This window comes from Dactylosporangium sp. NPDC051485 (genome assembly GCF_040682015.1).
Lineage (GTDB): Bacteria > Actinomycetota > Actinomycetes > Mycobacteriales > Micromonosporaceae > Dactylosporangium.
Genome location: NZ_JBFAZW010000011.1, coordinates 67,865 through 90,448 on the forward strand (window position 1 = coordinate 67,865; position 22,584 = coordinate 90,448).

Annotated in this window: 21 protein-coding genes and 2 pseudogenes; 11 read left to right on the plus strand and 12 right to left on the minus strand. The window is 73.8% G+C overall.

The annotated features are described in order from the left end of the window. Window positions 1-55 precede the first annotated feature (55 nt). Window positions 56-541, minus strand: a pseudogene (locus AB0M46_RS08620) (glycosyltransferase family 39 protein); the annotation flags it as partial. Window positions 542-721: 180 nt separating this feature from the next. On the opposite strand from AB0M46_RS08620, the gene AB0M46_RS08625 reads away from it, so the two are divergent. The 5 genes from AB0M46_RS08625 (at window position 722) to AB0M46_RS08645 (ending at window position 5,547) form a co-directional block, all read left to right on the plus strand. After that, entirely contained in the window at window positions 722-2,266 is a 1,545-nt protein-coding gene (locus tag AB0M46_RS08625) for an AMP-binding protein (protein ID WP_363333892.1), read from the plus strand. Beyond that, window positions 2,263-3,429: an acyltransferase gene (locus AB0M46_RS08630; protein ID WP_363333893.1), complete on the plus strand. Its 1,167-nt coding sequence runs from the start codon at window positions 2,263-2,265 to the stop codon at window positions 3,427-3,429. Before AB0M46_RS08625 ends, AB0M46_RS08630 begins: the two co-directional genes overlap by 4 nt. Window positions 3,430-3,446: 17 nt before the next feature. Beyond that, on the plus strand, window positions 3,447-4,193 hold the full coding sequence (locus AB0M46_RS08635) for a phosphosulfolactate synthase (protein ID WP_363333895.1): 747 nt from the start codon (window positions 3,447-3,449) through the stop codon (window positions 4,191-4,193). A 20-nt stretch (window positions 4,194-4,213) separates the two neighbouring features. Further along, a complete protein-coding gene (locus AB0M46_RS08640; RefSeq protein ID WP_363333897.1) occupies window positions 4,214-4,615 on the plus strand; it encodes a VOC family protein in 402 nt (133 codons plus the stop codon). Between the two features lie 158 nt (window positions 4,616-4,773). Beyond that, entirely contained in the window at window positions 4,774-5,547 is a 774-nt protein-coding gene (locus AB0M46_RS08645; protein ID WP_363333899.1) for a PHB depolymerase family esterase, read from the plus strand. A gap of 13 nt (window positions 5,548-5,560) precedes the next feature. Here the strand turns inward: AB0M46_RS08645 and AB0M46_RS08650 are convergent, their stop codons facing one another. After that, the gene (locus AB0M46_RS08650; protein ID WP_363333901.1) at window positions 5,561-6,223 is read right to left on the minus strand and encodes a response regulator transcription factor; all 663 of its coding nucleotides are present in this window, start codon (window positions 6,221-6,223) and stop codon (window positions 5,561-5,563) included. Then, on the minus strand, window positions 6,220-7,377 hold the full coding sequence (locus AB0M46_RS08655) for a histidine kinase (protein WP_363333903.1): 1,158 nt from the start codon (window positions 7,375-7,377) through the stop codon (window positions 6,220-6,222). Before AB0M46_RS08655 ends, AB0M46_RS08650 begins: the two co-directional genes overlap by 4 nt. A gap of 149 nt (window positions 7,378-7,526) precedes the next feature. On the opposite strand from AB0M46_RS08655, the gene AB0M46_RS08660 reads away from it, so the two are divergent. Together AB0M46_RS08660 and AB0M46_RS08665 are read left to right on the plus strand one after the other, a co-directional pair. After that, window positions 7,527-8,594, plus strand: a complete 1,068-nt coding sequence (locus tag AB0M46_RS08660; RefSeq protein ID WP_363333904.1) for an alpha/beta hydrolase — start codon at window positions 7,527-7,529, stop codon at window positions 8,592-8,594. Then, window positions 8,591-9,763, plus strand: a complete 1,173-nt coding sequence (locus tag AB0M46_RS08665) for an acyltransferase (protein ID WP_363333906.1) — start codon at window positions 8,591-8,593, stop codon at window positions 9,761-9,763. Before AB0M46_RS08660 ends, AB0M46_RS08665 begins: the two co-directional genes overlap by 4 nt. On the opposite strand, the gene AB0M46_RS08670 is transcribed toward AB0M46_RS08665, so the two are convergent. Continuing rightward, complete coding sequence (locus AB0M46_RS08670) at window positions 9,732-11,690, minus strand: BTAD domain-containing putative transcriptional regulator (RefSeq protein ID WP_363333908.1); 1,959 nt, start codon at window positions 11,688-11,690, stop codon at window positions 9,732-9,734. The two genes, AB0M46_RS08665 and AB0M46_RS08670, sit on opposite strands and share 32 nt — an antisense overlap. Before the next feature lie 80 nt (window positions 11,691-11,770). On the opposite strand from AB0M46_RS08670, the gene AB0M46_RS08675 reads away from it, so the two are divergent. Continuing rightward, entirely contained in the window at window positions 11,771-12,649 is an 879-nt protein-coding gene (locus AB0M46_RS08675; protein WP_363333909.1) for an alpha/beta fold hydrolase, read from the plus strand. 22 nt (window positions 12,650-12,671) lie between these two features. Here the strand turns inward: AB0M46_RS08675 and AB0M46_RS08680 are convergent, their stop codons facing one another. Further along, the gene (locus AB0M46_RS08680) at window positions 12,672-13,649 is read right to left on the minus strand and encodes a sigma-70 family RNA polymerase sigma factor (RefSeq protein ID WP_363333911.1); all 978 of its coding nucleotides are present in this window, start codon (window positions 13,647-13,649) and stop codon (window positions 12,672-12,674) included. 130 nt (window positions 13,650-13,779) lie between these two features. Between AB0M46_RS08680 and AB0M46_RS08685 the strand changes: the two genes are divergently transcribed. Continuing rightward, window positions 13,780-14,607, plus strand: a complete 828-nt coding sequence (locus AB0M46_RS08685; protein ID WP_363333913.1) for an alpha/beta fold hydrolase — start codon at window positions 13,780-13,782, stop codon at window positions 14,605-14,607. Window positions 14,608-14,681: 74 nt separating this feature from the next. On the opposite strand, the gene AB0M46_RS08690 is transcribed toward AB0M46_RS08685, so the two are convergent. From AB0M46_RS08690 to AB0M46_RS08715, 6 genes and pseudogenes are all read right to left on the minus strand, one after another. Beyond that, the gene (locus AB0M46_RS08690; RefSeq protein ID WP_363333915.1) at window positions 14,682-16,823 is read right to left on the minus strand and encodes a peptidase domain-containing ABC transporter; all 2,142 of its coding nucleotides are present in this window, start codon (window positions 16,821-16,823) and stop codon (window positions 14,682-14,684) included. Then, a complete protein-coding gene (locus AB0M46_RS08695) occupies window positions 16,820-17,023 on the minus strand; it encodes a hypothetical protein (RefSeq protein ID WP_363333918.1) in 204 nt (67 codons plus the stop codon). Before AB0M46_RS08695 ends, AB0M46_RS08690 begins: the two co-directional genes overlap by 4 nt. Window positions 17,024-17,210: 187 nt before the next feature. Beyond that, window positions 17,211-18,185 (minus strand): TIGR04500 family putative peptide maturation system protein, encoded by a 975-nt coding sequence (locus tag AB0M46_RS08700; protein WP_363333919.1) that lies wholly within the window; start codon window positions 18,183-18,185, stop codon window positions 17,211-17,213. Next, a complete protein-coding gene (locus tag AB0M46_RS08705) occupies window positions 18,182-19,174 on the minus strand; it encodes an MvdC/MvdD family ATP grasp protein (RefSeq protein ID WP_363333921.1) in 993 nt (330 codons plus the stop codon). Before AB0M46_RS08705 ends, AB0M46_RS08700 begins: the two co-directional genes overlap by 4 nt. Before the next feature lie 35 nt (window positions 19,175-19,209). Then, window positions 19,210-19,374 carry a hypothetical protein gene (locus AB0M46_RS08710; protein ID WP_363333923.1) on the minus strand — a complete coding sequence of 55 codons (165 nt, stop codon included), beginning with the start codon at window positions 19,372-19,374 and terminating at the stop codon, window positions 19,210-19,212. A 429-nt stretch (window positions 19,375-19,803) separates the two neighbouring features. Beyond that, window positions 19,804-19,965 (minus strand): annotated as a pseudogene (locus AB0M46_RS08715) (MerR family transcriptional regulator); the annotation flags it as partial. Window positions 19,966-20,149: 184 nt separating this feature from the next. Here AB0M46_RS08715 and AB0M46_RS08720 point away from each other — a divergent pair. Further along, the gene (locus tag AB0M46_RS08720) at window positions 20,150-20,503 is read left to right on the plus strand and encodes a hypothetical protein (RefSeq protein ID WP_363333924.1); all 354 of its coding nucleotides are present in this window, start codon (window positions 20,150-20,152) and stop codon (window positions 20,501-20,503) included. A gap of 86 nt (window positions 20,504-20,589) precedes the next feature. Here the strand turns inward: AB0M46_RS08720 and AB0M46_RS08725 are convergent, their stop codons facing one another. Further along, entirely contained in the window at window positions 20,590-21,930 is a 1,341-nt protein-coding gene (locus AB0M46_RS08725; protein WP_363333926.1) for a condensation domain-containing protein, read from the minus strand. Window positions 21,931-22,135: 205 nt separating this feature from the next. On the opposite strand from AB0M46_RS08725, the gene AB0M46_RS08730 reads away from it, so the two are divergent. Further along, the gene (locus AB0M46_RS08730) at window positions 22,136-22,564 is read left to right on the plus strand and encodes an Rrf2 family transcriptional regulator (RefSeq protein ID WP_363333927.1); all 429 of its coding nucleotides are present in this window, start codon (window positions 22,136-22,138) and stop codon (window positions 22,562-22,564) included. Window positions 22,565-22,584: the final 20 nt, after the last annotated feature.

Sequence of the window (22,584 nt, forward strand, 5' to 3'; positions counted from 1 at the left end):
CGTACGCGCCGGCGACGAGGGTCAGCATGAGCAAGGCGTCGGGGTTGTTGTACCGGAACATGAGCGTCGCCACCGGGGTCGTGGCGAGCACCGCACCGGACAGCAGCGCCGCGCCCGGCCCGAACCACCGGCGTACGGCCGCGTACAGCAATGCGACCGTCGCCACGCCCTCCAGCGCCTGCGGCACCAGGATGCTCCACGGGTTGAGCCCGAACAGCCGCACCGAGAGGCCGCAGACCCACAACGCGCCCGGCGTCTTGTCGACCGTGATGAAGTTGGCGGCGTCGAACGACCCGAAGAACCACGCCTTCCAGCTGATCGAGCCGGCCTGGGCCGCCGCCGAGTAGAACGAGTTGGCCCACCCGGACGCGCCGAGCCCCCACCCGTACAACACCGCGGCGACGACGAGCAGGACGGCGAGCGCGGGCCTGGCCCAGAACGGATCCCCATCCCGGCCGCGCAGCAGGCGGCGGGACGCCACTGACCAACGGGATCCGACGCCTCGAGATGTCTCGTCGAGCGGCGGCAGTGCCGCGGACATGGCTCAACGGTAGCCAACACGTCCGTCCACGCCGCCGCCCGGCGACCGTGAGGTTGCTGTGAGGCGGCCCGCGATTGCAGCGCTCGCCGCTGGGTATGGCCGCGGCTGGATCGCAAACCCTTGTATGCCAACAGCAATGACGACCTGGGCGCCGAACTCACCCGAAGGTGACAAAGGACGGTGGCGAGACGCATGGCGGTGGTAGCTCGACTGCTGGCTGTACGAGCGCAGGCGCAACCGGAGGAGCCGGCGTTCATCACCGGCGCGGACGGCGACGCGATCTCGTGGCCGGCGCTGGCCGCGTACGCCGAACGGCTCCGGGAACTGGCCGCCGCGCGCCGGTTGCCGCCGCGCGCGCGGGTCGGCCTGGTCGTCGCCGACCCGCTGGTCTTCGCCGCCGCGTACCTCGGGGGGCTGGCCGCCGGTCTCACCGTGGTGCCCGTCGACCCCCGGCTGCCGACGCCGACGCTGGACGATCTGCTGACCCGGCTGCGGGTCGACGTCGTCGTCACCGACGCGCCGCTCGCCTCGCCGCTGGCGGGGGCGGAGATCTGGGCGGCGGAGCGCGCCGCGCCGGTGCCGGTGGGCGTGGCGCCGACCGGCGTCCGGCCGAGTGCCGGTGCCGCGTTGCGTCCGGCCGTGTTGCTGGCTACGTCCGGCACGACGGGCGAGCCGAAGGGCGTCCCGCTGTCGGAGGCGCGACTGCTGCACGCCGCGCGGCGGGTCGCCGGGCATCACCGCTTCGGGCCGGGGCAGCGCGGCTACAGCGCGCTGCCGCTGTTCCACGTGAACGCGCAGGTGATGGGGTTGCTCGCGGCGCTGGTCAGCGGCGCGTCGCTGGTGCTGGATCGGCGCTTCGAGCCCGACGCGTACTGGTCGCGGGTGGGGGAATGGTCACCCACCTGGCTCAACACCGTACCGGCGATGCTGGGCCCCCTCGCCGCACAGCCCGTGCCACCCGAGGCGACCCTTGCGCGGGTGCGCTTCGTCCGTTCCGCATCGGCGCCGCTGCCCGTCTCGACGCAGGATGCCTTCACCGCGCACACCGGCGTCGCGGTGCTGAACACGTACGGGATGACCGAGGCGGCCGGTCAGATCACCGCCGATCCGCTCGACGTCTCCGCCCGGCGCACCGGCTCCGTCGGGCTGCCGGTCGGGGTCGCGCTGGCGGTCGCCGGCCCGGACGGCCGGCCCGTCCCGCCGGGTTCGCAGGGCATGGTCGTCCTGCGCGGCCGGCAGGTGACCGACCGGTATCTGGAGCTGACCGGGCACGGGGCGGAAGCGAGCCGGTCGGCCCGGGACGCGCACGGGTGGCTGCCCACCGGCGATCTGGGGTTCCGCGACGAGGACGGCTACGTGTACCTGGTCGGCCGCGCCGACGACGTGATCAACCGGGGCGGGGAGAAGCTCCACCCGCAGGAGGTGGAGCACGTCCTGCTCGGCCATCCCGCGGTCGGCTCGGCCGCCGTGGTCGCCGCGCCGCACGAGCGGCTCGGCCAGGTGCCGGTCGCGTTCGTCATGCTCCGGCCGCACCGCCCGGAAGCGGGCCTGGTCGAGGAGCTGGACCGGCTGTGCGCCCAGCGGCTGCCCCGCCACAAGTGTCCGGCCGCCATCACCGTCACCGCCGAGCTGCCGACCAGCCCCACGGGCAAGGTGCTGCGCCGGGCCCTGCGCGCCGAGGTGGCGGCCCTGGCCGGCGGGCCGGTCCCGGGCGGTGGCCGGTGAGCGGGTCGTCGCGGCCGCTCGCCGGTCTGCGCACGGCACCCGACGCCGAACCGGCCGCCCAGGCGCCGGCGCCACCCTCCCACCTCGACCCGGTCGACGTCGTGCGGGTGCTGACCGTTGCGCTCGTCATCGCCGTCCACGTGCTCGCCCAGCAGCCCGGCGGCGTGACGCTGTCCAACGGCGCGCCGCTCATCGTGCTGCACGTCAGCCGCGAGGTCTTCTTCCTGCTCACCGCGTTCGTGCTCGTCTACAGCTACCGCGATCGCGCGCCGTCGAGCTGGTGGGCGTTCTGGCGCAAGCGTTACCTGCTGGTCTTCGCGCCGTACCTGGTGTGGAGCGCGGTGTACTTCCTCGCCGGCGGCGAGCCGCTGCGGCCGGCCGGGCGGGCGCTGGCCGGGTTCGGGAGGGACCTGCTGACCGGCGCCGCCCACTACCACCTGTACTTCCTGCTGGTGACGATGCAGGTGTACCTCGTGTTCCCGCTGCTGCGCCGGCTGCTGACGGCCACTCGCGGGAGGCATGGATGGCTGCTGGCCGGCGCCGCCGTCTACCAGGTCGGCTGCTACACCGCCGTACAGCGGGGATGGGTGCCCGGGCTCGGCGACCCCAGCGCGTACCTGCCCAGCTACCTCGGGTTCGTCGTGGCCGGTGGCGTGGCGGCGTGGCACGCGGAGACGCTGATGCGGTGGACCCTCCAGCGGGTGCGGTGGGTGTTCGCCGGATGCGCGCTCGCCGTCGCTGTTGGCGTCGCGGTCTTCTTCGTGCAGGCGTCGGCACTGGGGCAGCCCCCGGTGGTCGCCAGCGCCGTGTTCCAGCCCGTCGTCGTGGTGGAGAGCGTCGCCGTCGCGTGGGCGTTCCTGGCCTGCGGCGTCGCCTGGCAGCACCGGCGGGCACCGGGCCGGCGCCTGGTGCGCTCCGCCTCGGACGGCTCGTTCGGGGTCTACCTGGCTCACCCGTTGCTGCTGCAGGGTCTGCTGGCGGTGTGCGCGGCCACCGGCCTGACCGCCGTGGCGCAGCGCCAGCCCGGCCCGCTCGTCACCGCGGTCGCGATGACCGTCGTCCCATTGATCTATCTGGCGTGCTGGTCGGCGGTGGCGGTCGCGCTGCGCACGCCGCTGAGCCTGGCGCTGACCGGCCGCCCTCGGCGCGGTACCCGGGTATGACCCTCGAGGAGGATGCGATGCGAACGTCACCCGGCATCACGATGGTGATCGACGGCGGGCTGCCCACCGGTGCCTTCACCGATCTCGTCGCCAGCCACGGCGACTACATCGACCTGGTCAAGTTCGGCTGGGGCACGGCGCTGGTCACCCGGGACCTCGATCGCAAGGCCGGGGTGCTGCGGGACGCCGCCATCGGGTTCTACTTCGGTGGCACGCTGTTCGAGCACCAGCTGTGGACCGGCCAGCTCGACGAGTACCTCCAGCTGGTCCGGCGCACCGGCGCCACGCACATCGAGGTGTCCAACGGCACCATCCCGCTGGACCAGCGCGGCAAGGCCGAGCACGTGCGGCGCATGTCGCAGTACCGCCCCGTCCTGTCCGAGGTCGGTTTCAAGGATGCCGACCGCTCGGCGCGGCTCACCCCGGCCCAGTGGGTCGACGCGATGCGCGAGGATCTCGACGCCGGCGCCTTCATGGTCGTCACCGAGGCTCGGGAGAGCGGCCGCAGCGGCATCGCCCGGGCCGACGGGCACCTGCGCCGGGACGTCCTGGACGCGGTGATCGACAACGTCGACACCGAGCGGGTGATGTTCGAGGCGCCGACCAAGACGCTCCAGGTGGAGCTCATCACCGCCCTGGGCCCCGGCGTCAACCTCGGCAACGTCGCCACCGCCGACGTCCTCGGCGCAGAGACGCTGCGCCGCGGGCTGCGGGGCGACACCCTGCTGCACGTGGCCACCGTCCCGTCGAGCCCCGTTCCCTGAGACTCTCGAGGAGACCATCCATGCGATCCGCACACGACGCCTTCCACATCGCGGTGCCCACCCACGATCTCGACGAGGCGGTGCGCTTCTACGTCTTCGGCCTCGGCGCCAAGCTGGCCCGCCGCTACGACGACCGCGTCACGTTCGACTTCTTCGGCGACCAGCTCGTGTGCCACCTCGACGCCGCCGCCGTGGCCGCCGAACCCGCCGAGTATCCCCGGCACTTCGGTGTCACGTTCGCCCGCGCCGAGGACTTCGACCGGCTGCTGCAGCTGGTGGAGTACCGCAAGGTGCGAGTCCTGTCCGGACCCGCGACGCGGTTCGAGGGCACCGCCGAGCAGCACCGCACCATCTTCCTCGCCGACCCGTCCAACAACGTGCTGGAGTTCAAGCAGTACGACGACCCCAGGCTGCAGTACTGACCATCGGGCCGGCACCGATGCCCCGGAGGCGACCACTGCCCACCGCGGTGGCGCTCGTCGCGGTCGTGTGCCTGGCCCTGACCACTTCTCGCGCTCCGTCCGTCCGAACGTCGCCGGGACCGCCCGTCAGGTGGACCCAGGCGACCGTCCCGATCGTCGTGAACGGCCTGAACCGCAGCTACCTGCTGGTCCGTCCGTGGCCGGCCGGTGCGGCCCGGCTGCCGGTGCTGGTCAGCCTGCACGGCTGCTGTGTCACGCCGGACTATGAGCGGCAGCGCAGCGGGTTCGCCGACGTGACCGGGCCGGCGATCCTGGTGTACCCCGCCGGGGTCGGCCAGTCCTGGAACGCGGGCAACTGCTGCGGCGCTGCCCAGGCCGCCGCGGTCGACGACGTCGCCTTCCTCACCGCCGTCGTCGACAAGGTGCTCGGCACCCAGCCCGACGCCGCCCCCGGCCGGGTGTTCCTGGTCGGGTACAGCAACGGCGGCAAGATGGCCCTGCGCATGGCGTGCGCGGTGCCCCGACGCTTCGCGGCCGTCGCGACGTACGCGGCCGTCAGCTCCATGCCGTGCCCGAACCCGGCGCCGGCGGCACTGCTCGAGATCGCCGCGACCGGCGACCCGGAACTGACCATCGGCCCCGGCGGAACCCCCCACACCATCGGCGGCTACACCCAACCCACCGTCGACGGGCAGGTGGACCAGTACCGGCGGGCGAACCGCTGTTCCGGCAGCCCGAACACCCGCGCGCAGGGCAGCCTGACCACCAGCACGTGGGTGCGGTGCGGCACCGGGCGGTGCGTCCAGCTCGCCGTCTACCAGGGCGGCAGCCACGACTGGCCGCAGGGCGACGACGTCACTCCGTCGGCCACGCAGGTGATCTGGGACTTCTTCAGCACCGTCCGCGGCGCGACCGCGGGCGGGTGCCGTTGACCTGGCTGCGGTACTAACCGACAAGGCCGGACTCGTAGGCGATGATGACCAGCTGAACGCGGTCGCGGGCATCGAGCTTGGTCAGCAGGCGGGCGACGTGGGCCTTCACGGTGGCCACCGTGATGTGCAGGTCGGCGGCGATCTCGCCGTTCGACCTGCCGCGGCCGATCAGCGTGAGGACCTCGCGCTCGCGGCCGGTGACGGCCGGCAGCTGCAGGCGCGCTCGCGCCGCGGGCCGCACCGGCGCGAGGAACCGCTCGATGAGCAGCCGGGTGACCCGCGGCGCGATGAGCGCGTCGCCGTCGGCGACGACCCGGATCGCGGCGAGGATGTCGTCGAGCGCCATGTCCTTCACGACGAAGCCGCTCGCCCCGGCGCGCAGCGCCCCGTGGACGTACTCGTCGTCGTCGAACGTCGTCAGGACGAGCACCCGCGGCGCGGCCGGGGCGGCGGTGATCCGCCGGGTCGCCTCGATGCCGTCCATGCCGGGCATCCGGATGTCCATGACGACGACGTCGGGCCGGGTCTCGCCGGCCAGCCGCACCGCCTCCTCGCCGGAGCCCGCCTCGCCGACCGCCTCCAGGTCGTCGGCGTCGGCGATGAGCACCCGCAGCGCGCTGCGGATCAGCGGCTGGTCGTCGACGAGCAGCACCCGGACCGCGGGACCGGCCGTCATGGCGTGTCCGCCGGGATCGGGATGCGGGCCGCCACCCGGAAGCCGCCCTCGGGCCGCGGGCCGGCCGCGAAGTCGCCGCCGAGGAGCGCGACCCGCTCGCGCATGCCGGGGATGCCGTAGCCGCCCCCGCCCGGGTCGCCGCCCCGGCCGTCGTCGACCACCTCGATCACGAGCGCGCCGGATTGTCGCTCGACGAGGACGTCGCAGCGGGTGGTGCCCGCGTGCCGGGCCACGTTCGTGACGGCCTCCTGGATGATGCGGTACGCCGAGAGGTCGACGTCCGGCGGCAGCGGCCGCTCGTCCGCGCCGCCGCTGACCTCGACGTGCAGCCCCGCGTCGCGGGAGCGTGCCGCCAGCCGGTCGAGGTCGGCGAGGCCCGGCGCCGGGTCGAGCGGCACGGCGCCCGGCTCCGGCTCGGCCCGCCGCAGCGTGCCGAGCATGCGCCGCAGCGACGCGAGCGTCTCCCGGCCGGTGTCCTCGATGACCGCGAGCGCCTGGCGCGCCTCGTCCGGCCGCTTGTCGATGACCCGCCGCCCCATGCCGGCCTGCATCGCGATGACGCCGATGCTGTGCGCGACCATGTCGTGCAGCTCCCGCGCGATGCGCAGCCGCTCCTGCTGCACCGCGGACCGCGCGGACTCGGCGATCCGGGCCTGCGCGAACTCGCGGCGCTGCCGGACGTTGTTGCCGATGAACCACGCGGCGAGCATGGCCAGGACGTACTGCAACGCCCAGTCCTGCATGTCCGCCGGCCGGATCTGGAACGTGACGGCCACGCAGAGCTGCACCAGCAGTACCCCGGCGGCGGTGACCACGGAGACCCGGCGACGGCTGTTCGCCGTGACGAAGGCGACGGCGAGGTCGACCGCCACCATCAGGACGAGCCGCATGTCGGTGCGGACACCCTCCTGCAGCTCGGGCCGCGCAACCAGTTCGAGCAGCGGCACGAACACCAGCAGCATCGCCAGCGCCGCGAACGGCCGTCGCCACAGCACGCCCCCGAGCAGCGCCATGGCCAGCACCGGCATGACGTAGGACGGCATGTGCAGCGGGTCGCCGGCGAATATCCAGGCGGCGAACAGCAGCGGCGAGAGCACGAACCCCGTCCATGCCAGCACGGGGCGTCGCCTCGGGGCGGCGGGACGGGGTGCCATGGCGCCGATGGTAGCCGCCGGTCAGGGGCGGTTTCGTCGGTCCGCGGAACTACGCCCGTGGGCTACCGTCGCCCGCGCAGTTGTGATCGCCGGCCCGATGTCCGCGGTGCCCGGCTCCGGGACCGTGATGGCATGACGAGGGATACGACATGCCCCGCCGGTTGCTGAGCGCACTGGCGGCCGTCGCGGTGGCGCTCGCCCCGGCGGCCGGGACGGTGCTGGCGGCGCCCGGCGCGGCGCGGGTCGTGCCGCCGCCGGGGATCGAGGCGTGGCAGGCCGACGCCCGGCACCTGCCCGACCCGATGACCGCCGACCCGGGGGAGATCGCGCGGTTCCTCGACGGGCTCGGGCCGGACGGGCGGCGGGACCTGGCCGCCGCCTACCCGGGCGTCGTCGGGAACCTCGACGGCGCGCCGGTCGCACTGCGGTACGACGCGAATCGCCGGACGATGGCGGCGGCGGGCGAGCCGTATGCCGGCCGGGACGGCGACTTCCTCCTGTTCGACCCGCGCGGGCAGGGCCGCGTCGCGCAGGTCTTCGGCGACCTGGCGACCGCGCGGCGGATCGCCGTGCTGGTCCCCGGCGCCGGCAACCGGGCCGGGAACTTCTGGCGGGGCGTCGGCGGCCGGGCGCTGCGCTCGCCGGCCCTGCAGGGCCTCGGCATCGAGGAGGAGGCCCGGCGCTACGGGACTGCCGCGGACGGCTTCGCCGTCGTGGTGTGGCTCGGGTACGACGCGCCCGACAGCATCGATCTCCCGGCGGCGCGGGAGGACCTGGCGCGGGCCGGGGCCGAGGCGCTGGTCCGCCTCGTGGCCGGACTGGCCGCCGTCCGTCCGGATGCGACGATGGCGCTGCTGGGGTACAGCTACGGCTCCACCGTCATCGGCCTGGCCGCCCACCGGCTGCCCGCGGCGGTCACCGACATCGCCGCGTTCGGCAGCCCCGGCATGGGCGTCGCCACCGCGGCGCAGCTCGGCACCACCGCCCGCGTGTGGGCGGCGCTGTCCCCGCACGACGTCATGCGGTTCGTGCCCGGCGTGCAGATGTCCGGGCTCGGGCACGGCCGGCAACCGGCGGACCCGGCGTTCGGCGCCCGCCGCTTCGCCGCCGACGGCGTCGCCGACCACGACCACTACCTCGCGCTCGGCACCGACGCCCAGTCGAGCCTCACCCGCATCGCCCTGTTCGGCGACGACCGGCCGGAGGACCGGCCGTGACCGCCGGGCTCGCGGCGCGCATCGAACGGCGCACGCCGGCCGGCCGCGACCGCACCGTCGACGCGCTGCGGGCGGTGTCGATCGCCGGCGTCGTCGCCGGGCACTGGCTGGTCTCGGCCGTGGTCAGCGACCCGTTCGACCCGTCGCGGCTGCACGGCGAGAGCCCGCTGTCCGCCGCGCCGTACCTCGCGCCGGCCAGCTGGCTCCTGCAGACCCTCGGCCCGTTCTTCTTCGCCGCCGGCTACGCGGCGATGCGCAGCCGCGCACGCACGCGCATCCGCCGGCTGGTCCGCCCGGTGCTCGCCTTCGCCGCGGTGTGGGTCCCCGCCTTCGCCGTGCTCGACGCCGTCGGCGCGCCGCAGCCCACGCGGCACGTCGTCGAGTCGCTCGTGACGCACCCGCTGTGGTTCCTGCTCGCGTACCTGGGCTTGTCCTCGTTGACACCGGTGCTGCGCCCGCTCGTCGCGCGGGCCGGCCCGTGGGCCGCGGCGGCGCCCCTGGCACTCGTGGCGCTCACCGACGCGTCGCGCGAATCCGGAGTACCGGCGTGGTGGGTCATCGTCATGGTGCCGGTGGGCTGGTCGGCGCCGTATCTGCTGGGCATGGCCCTCGCGCAGGGCCGCCTGCCCCGCGGCGCCGGCCTGCCGCTGCTCGCCGCCGGCGTGACCGGCGGGGCCGCGCTGGTGCTCCGGTTCGGCTACCCGGCGTCGGCGGTCGGCGTGCCGGGCGACCGGTTCTCGAACCTCGACCCACCGTCGCTGTTCGCGATGGCCCTGGCGGCCGCCCAGCTGGGGTTGTACCTGCTGCTGCGTCCGTGGCTGGCCGGCGTGCTGCGCCGCCCGGCGGCGTGGGCCCCGGTCGCGTTGCTCAACCTTGCCGCGATGACGGTGTTCCTGTGGCACCAGACGGCGCTGCTGCTGGTGACGTTCGCCGCCCTGCCCACCGGCCGCCCACGGGGCCTGCTCGACCCGCCGGACGGCACGTGGCCCCTCGCCCGGCTCCTGTGGCTCCCCGCCTTCGCCGCGGCCCTGGCCGCGTTGACCGCCGTCTTCCACCGCTTCGAGGCGGGCCCCCGCCGTCCCGCGGCCGGCGCACCCGCGAGCCGGTTGTCGCGCCGGCAAACCGTGCCCGCAGGGGCTACTCGCCGAGAGCCGCCGCCAGCCGGCTGAGATGGTGGGCGACGGGTCCGGCGGTGAGCATGCCGCTGCCGGCCCCGGCCAGCTCGCCGGCCGCGGGCGTGAGCTCGGTCCGGGCCCGTTGCATCGTCGGTCGGTCGCCCAGCCTGACCGCGGCCTGGGCGGTGAGGCACCACAGTGCCTCGAACAGCAGGTCGCGCGGCGGCTGCGGGGTCCGGCGCAGGGCTGCGGCGGCGTCGGCCGGCCGATCGCGCGCGAGCAGGACCAGCGGGCGCGCCCACGGATCGTACGGCCCCCAGTCGGTGTCGTCGTCGAAGGAGGCCGGCTCGCCGCGCCACACCCGCAGGCACAGCAGCGCCAGCGGGAGAAGGCCCCGGTCGACCCCGGGCATGCCGGCGCCGGCGAGCCGTGCCGCCGCGTCCCGGTAGGCGCCCTCCGTGGCCCGCGTCGAGGAGCCGGTCGCGGCCAGGCGCAGCGCCCGGTACCACTGCGTGAACACACCGGTCAGCGGGCTTTCGTGCCGCTCGGCGAGCCGGTCCGCGGCGGCGGCGTGCGCGTCGGCGGCGGCGAAGTCGGCAAGGGCGCCGCGGGCCTGCAGCCGGATGAGGTGACCGAGGATCTCGAACGTCACCAGGCCGTTGCGGGCGCAGAGCGTGACGAGTTCGGCACCGATCCGGTCCCGGTCGGGAGCGAGGCCGGCGCGGTGGAAGGTCTGCATGAACACGCCGTTGAGGGCGAAGGCCAGCAGGGCCGGGTCGCCCAGGCGGCGGGCGATCCGCTCGGCTTCCCGGGCGGCCTCGAGTCCGCGCGCGCCACGGGTGCCACGCGACTCCACCGCTATCGTGGCCAGCAGGCGGGCCCGTGTGGCGTCCGGCGCGCCGGGGAGCAGGGCGGCCAGGGCCCGCTCGGCCGCCGCCACGACCTGCGCGGCCTGCGGCGGATCGTCCGAGCGGGTCCAGATGGCCGGCACGTCGTAGCCGCCGATCACCCGGGCGGTGAGCTCGGCATCGCCCAGCTGCTCGGCCGCGTCGATGGCCGCGAGCCGCTGGTACCGTGCCGCCTCCAGCCCGCTCGCCCCGGTCACCGCGAGACTGCGCAGCAGGCTGACCGTCGACTCCAGCCGAGCCCGGGAGCCGGTCGCCACGGCCCGGTCGTAGGCCGCCGTGGCCTCCGCCCAGATTCGCTCCGGCCCCGGCGAGCCGGCGCCCCCGCTGATCCGGTCGGCCTGCTGGAGGATGTCGACCTCCAGGCGACCCAGCCGCGGGCTCGGGTCGAGCCCGAGCTGATCGAGCAGCAGGCCACGAGCTCGGCGCAGGACCGCGAGCGCGTCCCCTTGCCGCCCCGTGCGGTACAGCGCCAGCAGCCGCCACGCCTCTTCCCGCCAGGGGTGCTCGGCCACATGGGCGTCGAGGTCCGGCACCACGTCGGCGGGGCGCCCCAGCGCCAGCCGCGCCTCGGCGTACTGCTCGAGCGCGTTCAGCCGCAGTTGTTCGAGCCGGGATCGTTCGGCGCCGGCCCACCCCTCGTCCTCGAAGTCGGCGTACGCGGGACCTCGCCACCAGCTCAGGGCGGCGTCGAGAAGCTCGGCCGCCCTGGGCGCAGGCGCGGCGGACGCGGCGGCGAGCGCGGTGTCGAACCGCCAGGCGTCAACGGCGTCCGGCGCGGCCCGAAGCGCGTAGCCGGGGCCCACGGTGACCAGCAGCCGAGCAGGTTCACGCGGTGGGCGCCGCGGTTCGAGCGCGCGCCGCAGCGCCGCCACGAACGTGCGAACCGCGCTCACCGCGCCGGGAGGAGGTGTCCGCCACAGGTCATCGACGAGGCGGCCGACGGGAACGACCTGGCCGCGCGCGACGACCAGCCGCGCCAGCACCGCACGATGCTTCGGCCCCTTCACGTCGATCACGGCGCCGGCTTCGTCCCACGCCACGACCGGCCCGAGCACACCGAACCCGACCCGCACCCGACCAACGTATCGCGCTCATCGGCTGCTCATCGGCAACCGGCACGCTGAACGCAATCACCGACCAGAAAGGGACGATCGTGGGTTCTGTCATTCCCGGTTTCGACTATCGGCGCGTCGCCGTCGCTGACGGCGTGACGCTGAACGTGGCGGTGGGCGGCACCGGCAGCCCTCTGGTGCTGCTGCACGGCTTCCCCCAGACCCACCTGATGTGGCGGCACGTCGCGGCGGGCCTGAGCGCCGGGCACACCGTGATCTGCCCGGACCTGCGCGGCTACGGGGCGAGTGACAAGCCCGCGGAGCGCGACACGGGCACGTATTCGAAGCGCACCATGGCCGCCGACATCGTCGCCCTCGCCGCCGAGCTCGGCCACGATCGCTTCGCCCTGGCCGGCCACGATCGCGGTGCCCTCGTCGCCGTCCGCGCCGGTCTCGACCATCCCGCCGCGATCACCCATCTGGCCGCGCTCGACGTCCTGCCGACGCTCGACATGTGGGACGTCCTGCACGGGTCCGCGGCCGCGGTCGCGTTCCACCTGTACCTGATGGCCCAGCCGCCCGGACTACCCGAGCGGATGATCAGCGCGAGCGCGGACGCCTTCTTCGGCCACTTCCTCGACATCTGGGCCCGCGACCCGCAGGCCATCCCATCCGGCGTGCGGGCCGAGTACCTACGCGCCTCCCGGGAGGCCGTGCCATCCATCGTCGCCGACTACCGCGCCTCGGCCGGCATCGACGTCGAGCACGACCGGGCCGACCGGGCCGCCGGGCACCGGCTCGGCATGCCGGTCAGCGTCGTCCAGCAGGACTGGGGAGCCGCCCTCGGCTACGACGCCGCCGCCGTGTGGCGTTCCTGGGCCGCCGACCTGGAGCACCGCACAACGTCCGCCGGGCACTTCATGGCCGAGGAGGCCCCGGCCGAGATCATCGAGGTGCTGCGCTCCCTGCTCGCGCGGTAGCACCGACACGTGGCGGGGCCCGTCAGTCCAGGTGGGCGGGCAGGCCGAACAGCGGGAACAGCCGCGGCGTGTCGAGGAAGTTGTTGAGCGCCGCGATGCGCCCGCCGGACAGCTCCAGCACGATCAGCGCCCACGGGTCGTGTCCGGCGCCGGTGAGGCTCGGGCGGTACTGCCCGAACGCCGGCATGCCGTTGGCCGCCACCGGCACCAGGCGGGACCCGCGGCAGCCGTGGCCCGTGCCCAGCATCCACGCGACGATGTCGTCCGGGCCGCGCAGCCACAGCGGCAAGGGCGGCATCGACAGCGTGGCGTCCTCGCGCAGCAGCACCGTGAGCGCCTCCAGGTCGTACGCCTCGAATGCCTGCACGTACCGCGCCAGCAGCGCCTTCTGTTCCTCATCGAGGGGGTCGGCGACGTCGGCGGTGACGTCGGTGGCCGCGAGCGTGGCCCGGGCCCGCTGCAGGGCGCTGTTGACGCTGGGCACCGACGTGCCGAGCAGGTCGGCGACCTCCTGCGCCGACCACGCGAGGACCTCGCGCAGGATCAGCACGGCCCGCTGCCGCGGCGGCAGGTGCTGCAACGCGGCGACCAACGCCAGCTGGACCGACTCGCGCGCGGCGACCACGTCGGCCGGGTCGGCGACCTCCGGCAGCACCCGCCCGTCCGCCGCCGGCCCCAGCCAGATCTGCTCGGGGCGCGGCTCGCCCGGGTCGCTCGCCCGCCCCGACCCGGCCGGGCCGAGATCCATCGGCCGCACCCGCCGCTGCGCGCTGCCCAGCATCGTGAGGCACACGTTCGTCGCGATCCGGTACAGCCAGGACCGCAGCGCCGAACGCCCCTCGAACCGCTCGAAACCCCGCCAGGCCCGCACGAACGTGTCCTGGACCGCATCTTCGGCCTCGAACGCCGACCCCAGCATCCGGTAGCAGTACCCGGTCAGTTCCGTGCGGTACGGCTCCAGCTGCGACTCGATCGACGTGCCCGTCGCCATATCGCTCATCACCCGAACCTAACCGAGACGGCGCGGGAAATCCGTTTCGTTGGGACCGATGAGTTCTCGACCCACGCCTGGTCAGAACCAGGGACAGTACGAACCGAGCATCCTGAACGCGCTTTTTGAGGAGCAGACCATGACCGCCACCACGTGGAGCGCCGACGCCGGGTCCGGGCAGTACGCCGAGGTCAACGGCATCAACCTGTACTATGAGACGCACGGCACCGGACGCCCGATGATCCTGCTGCACGGCGGCCTCGGCTCCGGCGAGATGTTCGGGCCGGTCCTGCCCGTGCTGGCCGGCCATCACCAGGTCATCGCCGTCGACCTGCAGGGCCACGGCCGCACCGCCGACATCGACCGGCCGCTCGACGTCCGCCTGATGGCCGACGACGTCGCCGCCCTCATTGACCACCTCGGCCTGGACAGGCCCGCCGTCGTCGGCTACTCCCTCGGCGGCGGCGTCGCACTCCAGGTCGCGATCCGCCACCCGCAGAAGGTCGGCCGGCTGGTCTCCGCGTCGGCGCACATCCGCCGCGACGCGATCTACTCCGAGATGCTGCAGCAGCAGGGTCAGGTGAGCGCGGCCGCCGCCGAGTTCATGAAGGAGACCCCGATGTACGAGCTGTACCAGCGGGTCGCGCCCCGCCCCGAGGACTTCCCGAGGCTGCTCGACAAGATCGGCGAGGCCATGGCGAAGGACTTCGACTTCACCGACGAGGTTCGCGGCCTGCAGGTCCCCACCCTCATCGTCGCCGCCGACGCCGACATGGCACCCCCGAGCCACTTCGTCGAGGTCTTCAACCTCCTCGACGGCGGCCTGCGCGACGGCGGCTGGATGGGCGAGAGCCGCCCGAAAGGCGGCCACGCGCTGGCCATCCTGCCCGGCCTGACCCACTACGACGTCTTCCTGTCGCCGCTGTTCGCCGCCGTCACCCTCGCGTTCCTCGACCAGGATCGCTGAACCGAGCCCGAACGGCCGCCGCCACAACGGGGGGCGGCGGCCGTTCGCCCCACGGCCGGGCTCGTGCGCCGTGCCTACCCGGCCACCGACTGCAGCGCGGCGAGTTCCGCGTAACGGCCACCGAGGGCGAGTAGCTCGTCGTGGCTGCCGTGTTCCACGATGCGCCCGCCGTCCAGGACGTAGATGACGTCGGCGTCACGGACGGTGCTCAACCGGTGCGCGATGACGATGCGGGTCTGCGGCAGGTCGGCCAGTTCCTGTTCGATGTACGCCTCGGTCGCCGGGTCGAGATTGCTCGTCGCCTCGTCCAGCAGCAGCACCCGCGGATCGGGCAGCAGCGCCCGGGCCAGGGCGATGCGCTGGCGCTGGCCGCCGGACAGGCCGCCGCCGTCGACGAGGAGCGTGTCGTAGCCCATCGGCATCGCCATGATGTCGTCGTGGATGCCGGCCGCGGCCGCCGCGGCGGCCACCCGGGACAGCGGCGCCCCCGGGTCGGTCAGGCTGATGTTCTCCCGCACGCTGCCGGTGAACAGCGTCGGGTCCTGGGTCACCACGCCGAACTGCCGGCGCAGCGTGCGCACGTCGAGCGCCGCCGCGTCGTGCCCGCCGTGGTACACGTGACCCTCCGTCGGCTGGTACAGGCCCAGCAGCAGCCGGGCAAGGGTGCTCTTGCCCGAGCCGGAGCGGCCGACGAACGCGACCTTCTGACCCGGCTCGATCGTGAACGTCAGCCCGCGCAGCACCCACGGCGCCCGCGGGTCGAACCGGAAACTCAGGTCGCGCACGGACACCCGCCCGTCGTGGGCGGGCGCCGCCCGGCCGCCTTCCTCCGGCGCCTCGTCCAGGATGTCGTCGAGGCGGGCCAGGTGCGCGCCGGTCTGCTGCAGCTGGTGCAGGTTGTCCACAATGGACGAAAGCGGGGCGAGCGCCGCGGTGGCGAGCGCGCCGAGGGCGAGCATGGTGCCGAGGCTCAGCTCGCCGTGCAGGACGCGCTGGGCGCCGATGAGCAGCAGCAGCGCCGGTGCGAGGTACTGCAGTGCCCCGAGCGCGGTCTCCAGTGCGCCGCGCACCAGGCCGTGCCGGGTGCCGGCGTTGAGCTGCCCCGCGAGCAGGTACGACCAGCGCTGGACGGCGCGTTCCTCGGCGCTGGCGGCCTTGAGCGTCTCGATGCCGCTCAGCGCCTCGATGAGCTGCGCCTGCGCCTTGGCGGAGGCGTGCAGCTCCCGTTCGGCGAGTTCGGCGACGCGGCGGCGGGTCACCAGCAGCATCGTCAGCTGGATGCACGCGAGCGCGGCGAGGAAGCCGCCGAACACCGGGTCGCGCCACAGCACCAGGCCGAGGTACCCCAGCGCCAGCGGGGCGTCGAGCAGCGTCGACAACACGTGACCGGAGAGGATGTCGCGCAGCGCGGCGACGCTCTGGGTGCGCATCACCAGGTCGCCGCTGCCGCGCTCGGCGAAGAAGCGGTACGGCAGGGCGAACAGGTGCCGCACCACCCCGCCGGTGACGTCGTCGTCGGCGCGTGAGCGCAGGGTCAGCATTAGCGCGGTGCGCAGGAAGCCGAGCACTGCGTGCGCCACGACGGCGACCGCGACGGCGAGGCCGAGCGGGGCCAGCAGGTTGGTGGTGCCGGTGGGCAGCAGCCGATCCACCAGGACCGCCGACAGCGCCGGCACCGCCAGGCCGAGCACCTGCAGGAGTACCGAGGCGAGCAGTACCTGTGCCAGCAGCCCGCGGTACCGGCGCAGCGCCGCGCTGAGCCACTGCCGCCGCCAGGCCGGCCGGTCCGGCTCGGCGTCGCCGGGCCGGAAGTCCGGGCCCGGCTCGAAGCCGACGACGACACCGGTGAAGCCGACGTCGAACTCCTCGCGGGTGAGCCGGCGCCGCCCGGAGACCGGGTCCAGCAGATGCACCCGACGGCGGCCCCAGCGCTCCAGCAGCACGTAGTGGTTGAAGTTCCAGTACAGCACCGCGGGCGTCGGCACCGCGGCCAGTTCCTCGGGGCGCATCGAGAATGCCCGGGCGTGCAGGCCGTGCCGGCCGGCCTCCTCGACGAGGGCCAATGCGCTCAGCCCGTCGCGGGAGACCCCGAGGTCGGCGGTCATTTGCCGTACCGTCGTGGGCCGCCCGTGGTAGGTGAGCACCATGGCCAGACAGGCGGCACCGCAGTCGGCCGCCTTGACCTGGCGCAGCTCCGGCAGGCGCCGGCGGCTCACCGGGGCACCGGCCCGGCGCTCATCGCGAGCAGCACCGCGCCCAGCCCGGTGAGCAGCAGCGCGGCCGCCAGCCACAACGCCGCGAACAGCCGGACGGGCAGGATTCGCAACCGCTCCGGCTCGACCCGGCCGGCCTCCGCGTGGCGGCGCACCGCGGCGGCCAGGAACACCCCGTCGCGAGTGAGGTTGCCCTCGCTCATGCCGTCACCTCCGCCCAGCCTGGCTCGATGGGGCTTCGCGCTGATCGACCCAGACCAGGCGCCGCTGCGCTCCGGCGCCGGCCTGAGCCACCCCTGCGCCCATGGATCGCGGCCCCAACGCCCGGCCCGGCTCGACGAGGCTCCGCGGCAGTCGACCCGGACCAGGCGCCGCTCCGCTCCGGACCGCTCATGCCGGGCCCCAGTTCCACTCGATCCGGGCCGCGGCCCGCCGCTCGGCGAGCCACTCGCCGAACAGTCGGCGCGAGACCGCGTCGCGGGTGGCGGGCTGCGCACCCAGTACCGCGGCGACGAGATAACCGCCGGCGAGCGGCACCGGCGCGTTGCCGGCGATCGCCTCGGCCAGCGCGGGATCGAGGTCCGCCCGCGTGACCGTCATCAGCTCCGGCGCCGGCCCGGTCCCGGCGGCGAAGTCGGCCGCCGCGGCGGCGAGCAGGTCCGGTGCCGCGGCCAGGCGGGCCGCGGTGGCATCGTCGGCGGCCTCCACCCGCACCAGCCGCAGCTGGTCATAACGGCCCGGGTCGACGGCGAGCTCGGCGTCGACCCGTCCGGCGGTGACCTGCTCGCGCAGCCTCGCCACCCGGGCCTGGTGCGCGACGAGGTCCTCGAACTGCTGGTCGCTGAGCCGCTCGCGGGACATCCAGGCGCGGGTGTCCTCGAGCGTGAGCAGGCCGCGCGCCCGCCGGAACGCGTCGGCGGCGTCCTGAAGCGCCGCGTCGTCGAGGTCCGTGCCGTCGGCGTCCAGGGCCAGGCGCACCAGGCAGGTGTCCACGAGCCGGTCGCGCAGCGGCGCCTCCCGCCACAGCAGGTCGAGGAAGCCGATCGCGTCGGCCACGCCCAGCTCGAACCCGTTGACCCGCACCAGCAGCATCTCGCCGCCGCGCTGTACGCCGCGCAACGGCCACGGCAGGGCGTCGTCCGGGCACCATGACAGCGACACCACGCCCGCGTCGGTAACCGGTTGCCGGACGAGCAGGTCGTAGTGCAGCGACCCGTCGTACTCCTCGCGCTGCCACAGCAGGCGCAGTCCCGCCTCGGGGTGCCGGGCGCGCAGCGCGTCGACCCGGGCCCGTACCTCGGCCCGCCCGGCCTTCTCGGCGGTCGCCGCGCGCAGCAGTCCGGCCGCCTCCGTCAGCAACGTCATGCCGGCGCCTCGACCGAGCCGGTCAGCAGCAGGTCGGCGACCGCCGCGGTGATCGGCAACCCGGTGGCCAGCTCGAGCCAGTCGTACTGCCCGTTGGGGTTGATCTCCAGGAACACGTATTCCCCCTCCGGGGTCAGGATCAGGTCGATGGCGCCGTAGCTCAGCCCGAGGCGCTCCACCAGCGCGCGGCAGCGCTCTGCCACGTCACCGGGCAGCGAGTGGACCTGCAGCGGGGTGTTCTGGTGGTCGTAGCGGCGCCAGTCGTACCGCGTGTGGCGGGTCGCCTGGGAATGGATCTCGACGGCGAAGACGGCCGCGCCGACGACGGTCACCCGCAGCTCGAAGTCCTTCGGCACGTACGCCTGGACGATCATCGGCGACAGCCGCAGCGCCGCGATGTATCCGAGGTCGCGGTTGCTCACCGGCTCCGTGTAGCGGCCCATGGGCGCCTCGGCGGTGCCGCGCGGCGAGCGGTGCAACGGCTTCGTGATGATCTTCCCGTCGTGCTCGTCGTAGAAGTCGAGCAGCCGGTCGGCATCGGCGGTGATCAGCGTCGGCGGCACCGCGAACCCCAGCTCGACGGCGACCGCGAGGTGGTACGACTTGCGATCGGCACGGTCGATCACGTCGCGGGTGGCGGGCACCTGGCGGCAGGCCAGCGCCCGCCACAGGCCGTCGAGGTAGGTCTTCACCTCGCCGGACAGGTGGGCCCGCACGTCCGGGTCGCCGACGGTGTGGGGTGGCACCGGCGCGGTCGGGCGCCGGTGCCACACACACGTCAGACCGTCCAGATCGACGTCCCGGCCGCCGAGACGCAGCCACCGGCGAACGCGGCCGGTTCCGCCGGCGATCATGTCGACCTGTGCACCGGTCGGCACGACCCCCGGATCGAGGAGCAGCACCTCGGCTCCGCGGGAGGTGAGCAGCGCCGCGACCCGTTCGGCGGTGACATCTTCGGCGTCCGTGAGGACGAGGATCTGTTCAGTCATGACGATATGTCAGAGCGCGTCGTCCGGTTACCCGGTCAGTCGCTCATGCCGTCGCCGGAGCACGACCAGCCCCCGCTGCCCTTCGTGCAGACCTGGCTGCGCATCCCGGCGCTGATCTGCCGCAGCTCGTCCTCGCGCAGCTGGACGCCGGACGCGGCGATCTGGTCGAGCTTGATGCGCGTCGTGGCCTTCTTCAGCATCGGCACAACTCCTTTTCTGATGAAGCCGAACCGTGCGGTCCGGCGAACACCATTCAGCCCGCACCGACTTGCTATTCAGTTAAAGCCGGCTTGCTATGTCCTGTCGCCGATCAGACGGCAACCAAGCGCATTGGATAATGGTCGCACCGTCGGCTTGTCCGTATCCGTGCCGGCGTCGCATGACGCTGTATCGAAAGCCTGCGGCGCACTTGCGTCCACAGTGTATAGTATCCCGCAATTTAGAGTCATCGATGCAATTGGGCGATGGTCCGATCCCGCGATGGGGCCCGGATTTGCCGGGGCGTCGATGGCGTCGGCGCGGGGCGGCATCGGCCATGGAAACAGCCCGGTCCGGGTCCCGAGAAGGCGCTCACATGTAGAAATCAGGCGGCTCCATGCGGGGCGTTACCGCGGGTTCAGGCGATAGGCAGCGGGGCGCTGCGCACGCATGAGCGCCGACCGCTCCACCGCGGTGACGTCACGGTCGGCGGGCTCGTAGGAGCCGGTGTCAGCCCCGGCGTTCAACGCCGTCCGCGCGTCGTCGAGCGCGGCCCAGACCCTTGCGGCGATCCGCGGCTCGGTGCGCCGCGTCACGGTGTACGTGGCTGCGATGGTGTCGTCCGCGTCGCCGTTGAAGCGGCCCCGTCCGCATTCGTCGGAGTGTGCGCCATGTGAACAGGGGCGACGGCGCGTGCTCGATGGTCGTAGCGTCCCGAAGCGCGAGAGAGCGCTCTCTGGTTAGGCCATCACCGTTACCTCTCGAATCGGGGGATCTATGCGTCTCGTCGTCGTTGTGGTGCTCCTCCTGGCCGCGGCGGCCGGCACCGTCTTCTGGCTGGCCAGGCCGGGAGACGGGCCGGTCACCATCGACGGCTATCGTCGCCCGGGTTCCGACGACCGGCGGCTGACGGTGCGGTTCACGCTCGGCGTGGGCGACACGATCACACTGGCGCGGTTCGAGGAGCGGCCGGACGCGGTTGTCGTCGCGGTGCGGACCCGTGCGCCGAGCGGCAACGGCCCGGACATCGGCCTGCCGTACGAACTGACCGCCACGCTCTACGCACCGCTCGGTGCTCGCCGGGTCGTCGACGCCCGGACAGGCAATCCGCTACCCGAGCTCACGCCATGAGCTGAGCCGTTCCGTTGCACCTGCGCGTGTGTACCACCGGCACGGCTCGCTGTCCGCAGGGGCGGCGGGCCTCGCCGGCTCCTGGGTTAGGCGGTCACGGTGAGAGCGCCGATCGCCTCTGCCACGAGCAGCCGCTCGATGCCGCGCAGGTGCTCCTCGACCTTCGAGCGGTCGAAGACGCTGGTATCGGCGAAGAGGGTGAGGTCGAGCACGCCGGGCACGGCGTTGACGTGCAGGAAGTAGCGGGCGCCGTACTGCTCGACCGGCTCCCAGGTGAGCGCCGTGCGCGGCAGTGCGGCGCGCAGCCCGTCGGCGCTGACGCCCGTCGCGGCGGAGACGGGGGTCTGCATGTCGAAGCGGCGGTCGTTGAACGAGCAGGACAGGTCGACGTCGCCGAGTTGCGCGACGAGCGCATCGAGGGCGACCGGGTCGTACTGCGCGTGCAGGTACGCCTGCATCGAGGCCTGCATGGCCCGGCCGATGACGGGGCCGAGCTCGTCGTCGCCGACCTCGATGACGCACAGCCCGTCCTGCGAGGCGGGCCCGACCGAATCGGCGAGGCCGGGGCGGAACCGGTTGCTGACGATGACCTGCAGGACGGCCTCGCGGGCGCCGGTCTGGCGGGCGAGCTGCACCGCGGCGGCGGCGAGGACGACCGCCGACGTGCTGACCCGCTCGCGCCCGGCGAGCAGGCTGGCGGCTTGGTCGCCGGCGGGAGAGCTGAGGGTGGCGCTGACGAACCGGGGCTCGCCGCCGGGTTCGCCGAACCGGCTGCGGGGGACCGCGCGCAGGTGACGCTGCCAGTACCGCAGCGCCTTCTCGCTCTGCCGTCGCCCCGCGTCGGACTGCTGGTGCAGCGCCTGGTCGTACGGCTGCCGGTCGGGCGGATCGAGCGTCGTGCGGCCGGCGAGGCTGTCCAGGACGTCGCGCACGAGCGCGGTGAGCCCGCCCCGGTCGGTCACGAGGTGGCAGATGGCGAAGACGGCGTGGGTGACGACGTCGCCGACGCGCACCGCGCCGACCCGCAGCGGCCACTCGTCCGGGTAGTCGAACGGCGGCTCGGTGAGGCTTCGCTGCAGTTGCCGGGCCGCGTCGGCGGCCCCGGCCCGCTCCGCGTCGACGACCACGAGCTCGATGACGCCGTCCCGCGCCAGCACCTGTCGCGCCTCGCGGGCCTCGTCGAGCCGGACCCTGGTGCGCAACGACTCGTGGCGGGCCATGATGTACGCGACCGTGTCCGTGATCCTCGACAGCGGCGTGTCGACGGAGATGCCCTCGTCCTCGAGGGCGGTCACCCAGCTCATGTTGAGGCTCGCATCGTCGGGCACGAGGCGCTGGATCGCGCGCCAGATCGCAACCTGGCCCCAGCTCAGCCCGCATTCGCCGCCCCGCGCACCGGTGAACCCGACGGGGATCCGTTCCGTCATCGCTGCCCCGCTTCCGTCAGGGGTGACTCCGGCGCCCCATTGAATCGACGGAGTTCAACGCCTGTCAATACGGTGGCAACCCGACCATCGCCTCGCGCGTCGTGGCCGCTCGCCGGCGCGACGTGGCGGGGTCGGTGGGCGAATGCTCCCGTGATGTACCCCATAAAACAGGAATCTTGGAGTCCTCTTTGGGTAGGGTCGACTCATGCGCCTCAATCGCTCCACGGACATCAGCCTGCGCATCCTGATGCTGGGTGCCACCCGCGACGGCCTGCTCACCATCGACGAGCTGGCCGACGCGGTCGCCGTGCCGCGGCATCATCTGGCCAAGGTCGTGCAGCGCCTGCAGCACCTCGGGCTGCTGGAGACCGTGCGCGGACGCAGCGGCGGGGTGCGGCTGGCCGCCGCGGCCCGGACGGCGTCCGTCGGCGGGCTGGTGCGTGAGCTCGAGGGTGAGACGGAGGTCGTCGAGTGCACCGGCGACCCGGCGTGTCCCCTGAGCCAGGGCTGCCGGCTGCGTGGAGCGCTGCGGCGGGCGCAGGAGGCCTTCTACGCCACCCTCGACCCGATCACGATCGATGAGCTCACCGCGCCACCCGTGCGGCAGGTGCTGTTGAGCCTGGGCCGCTCCTGATCGCGCGACCCATTCCCCTC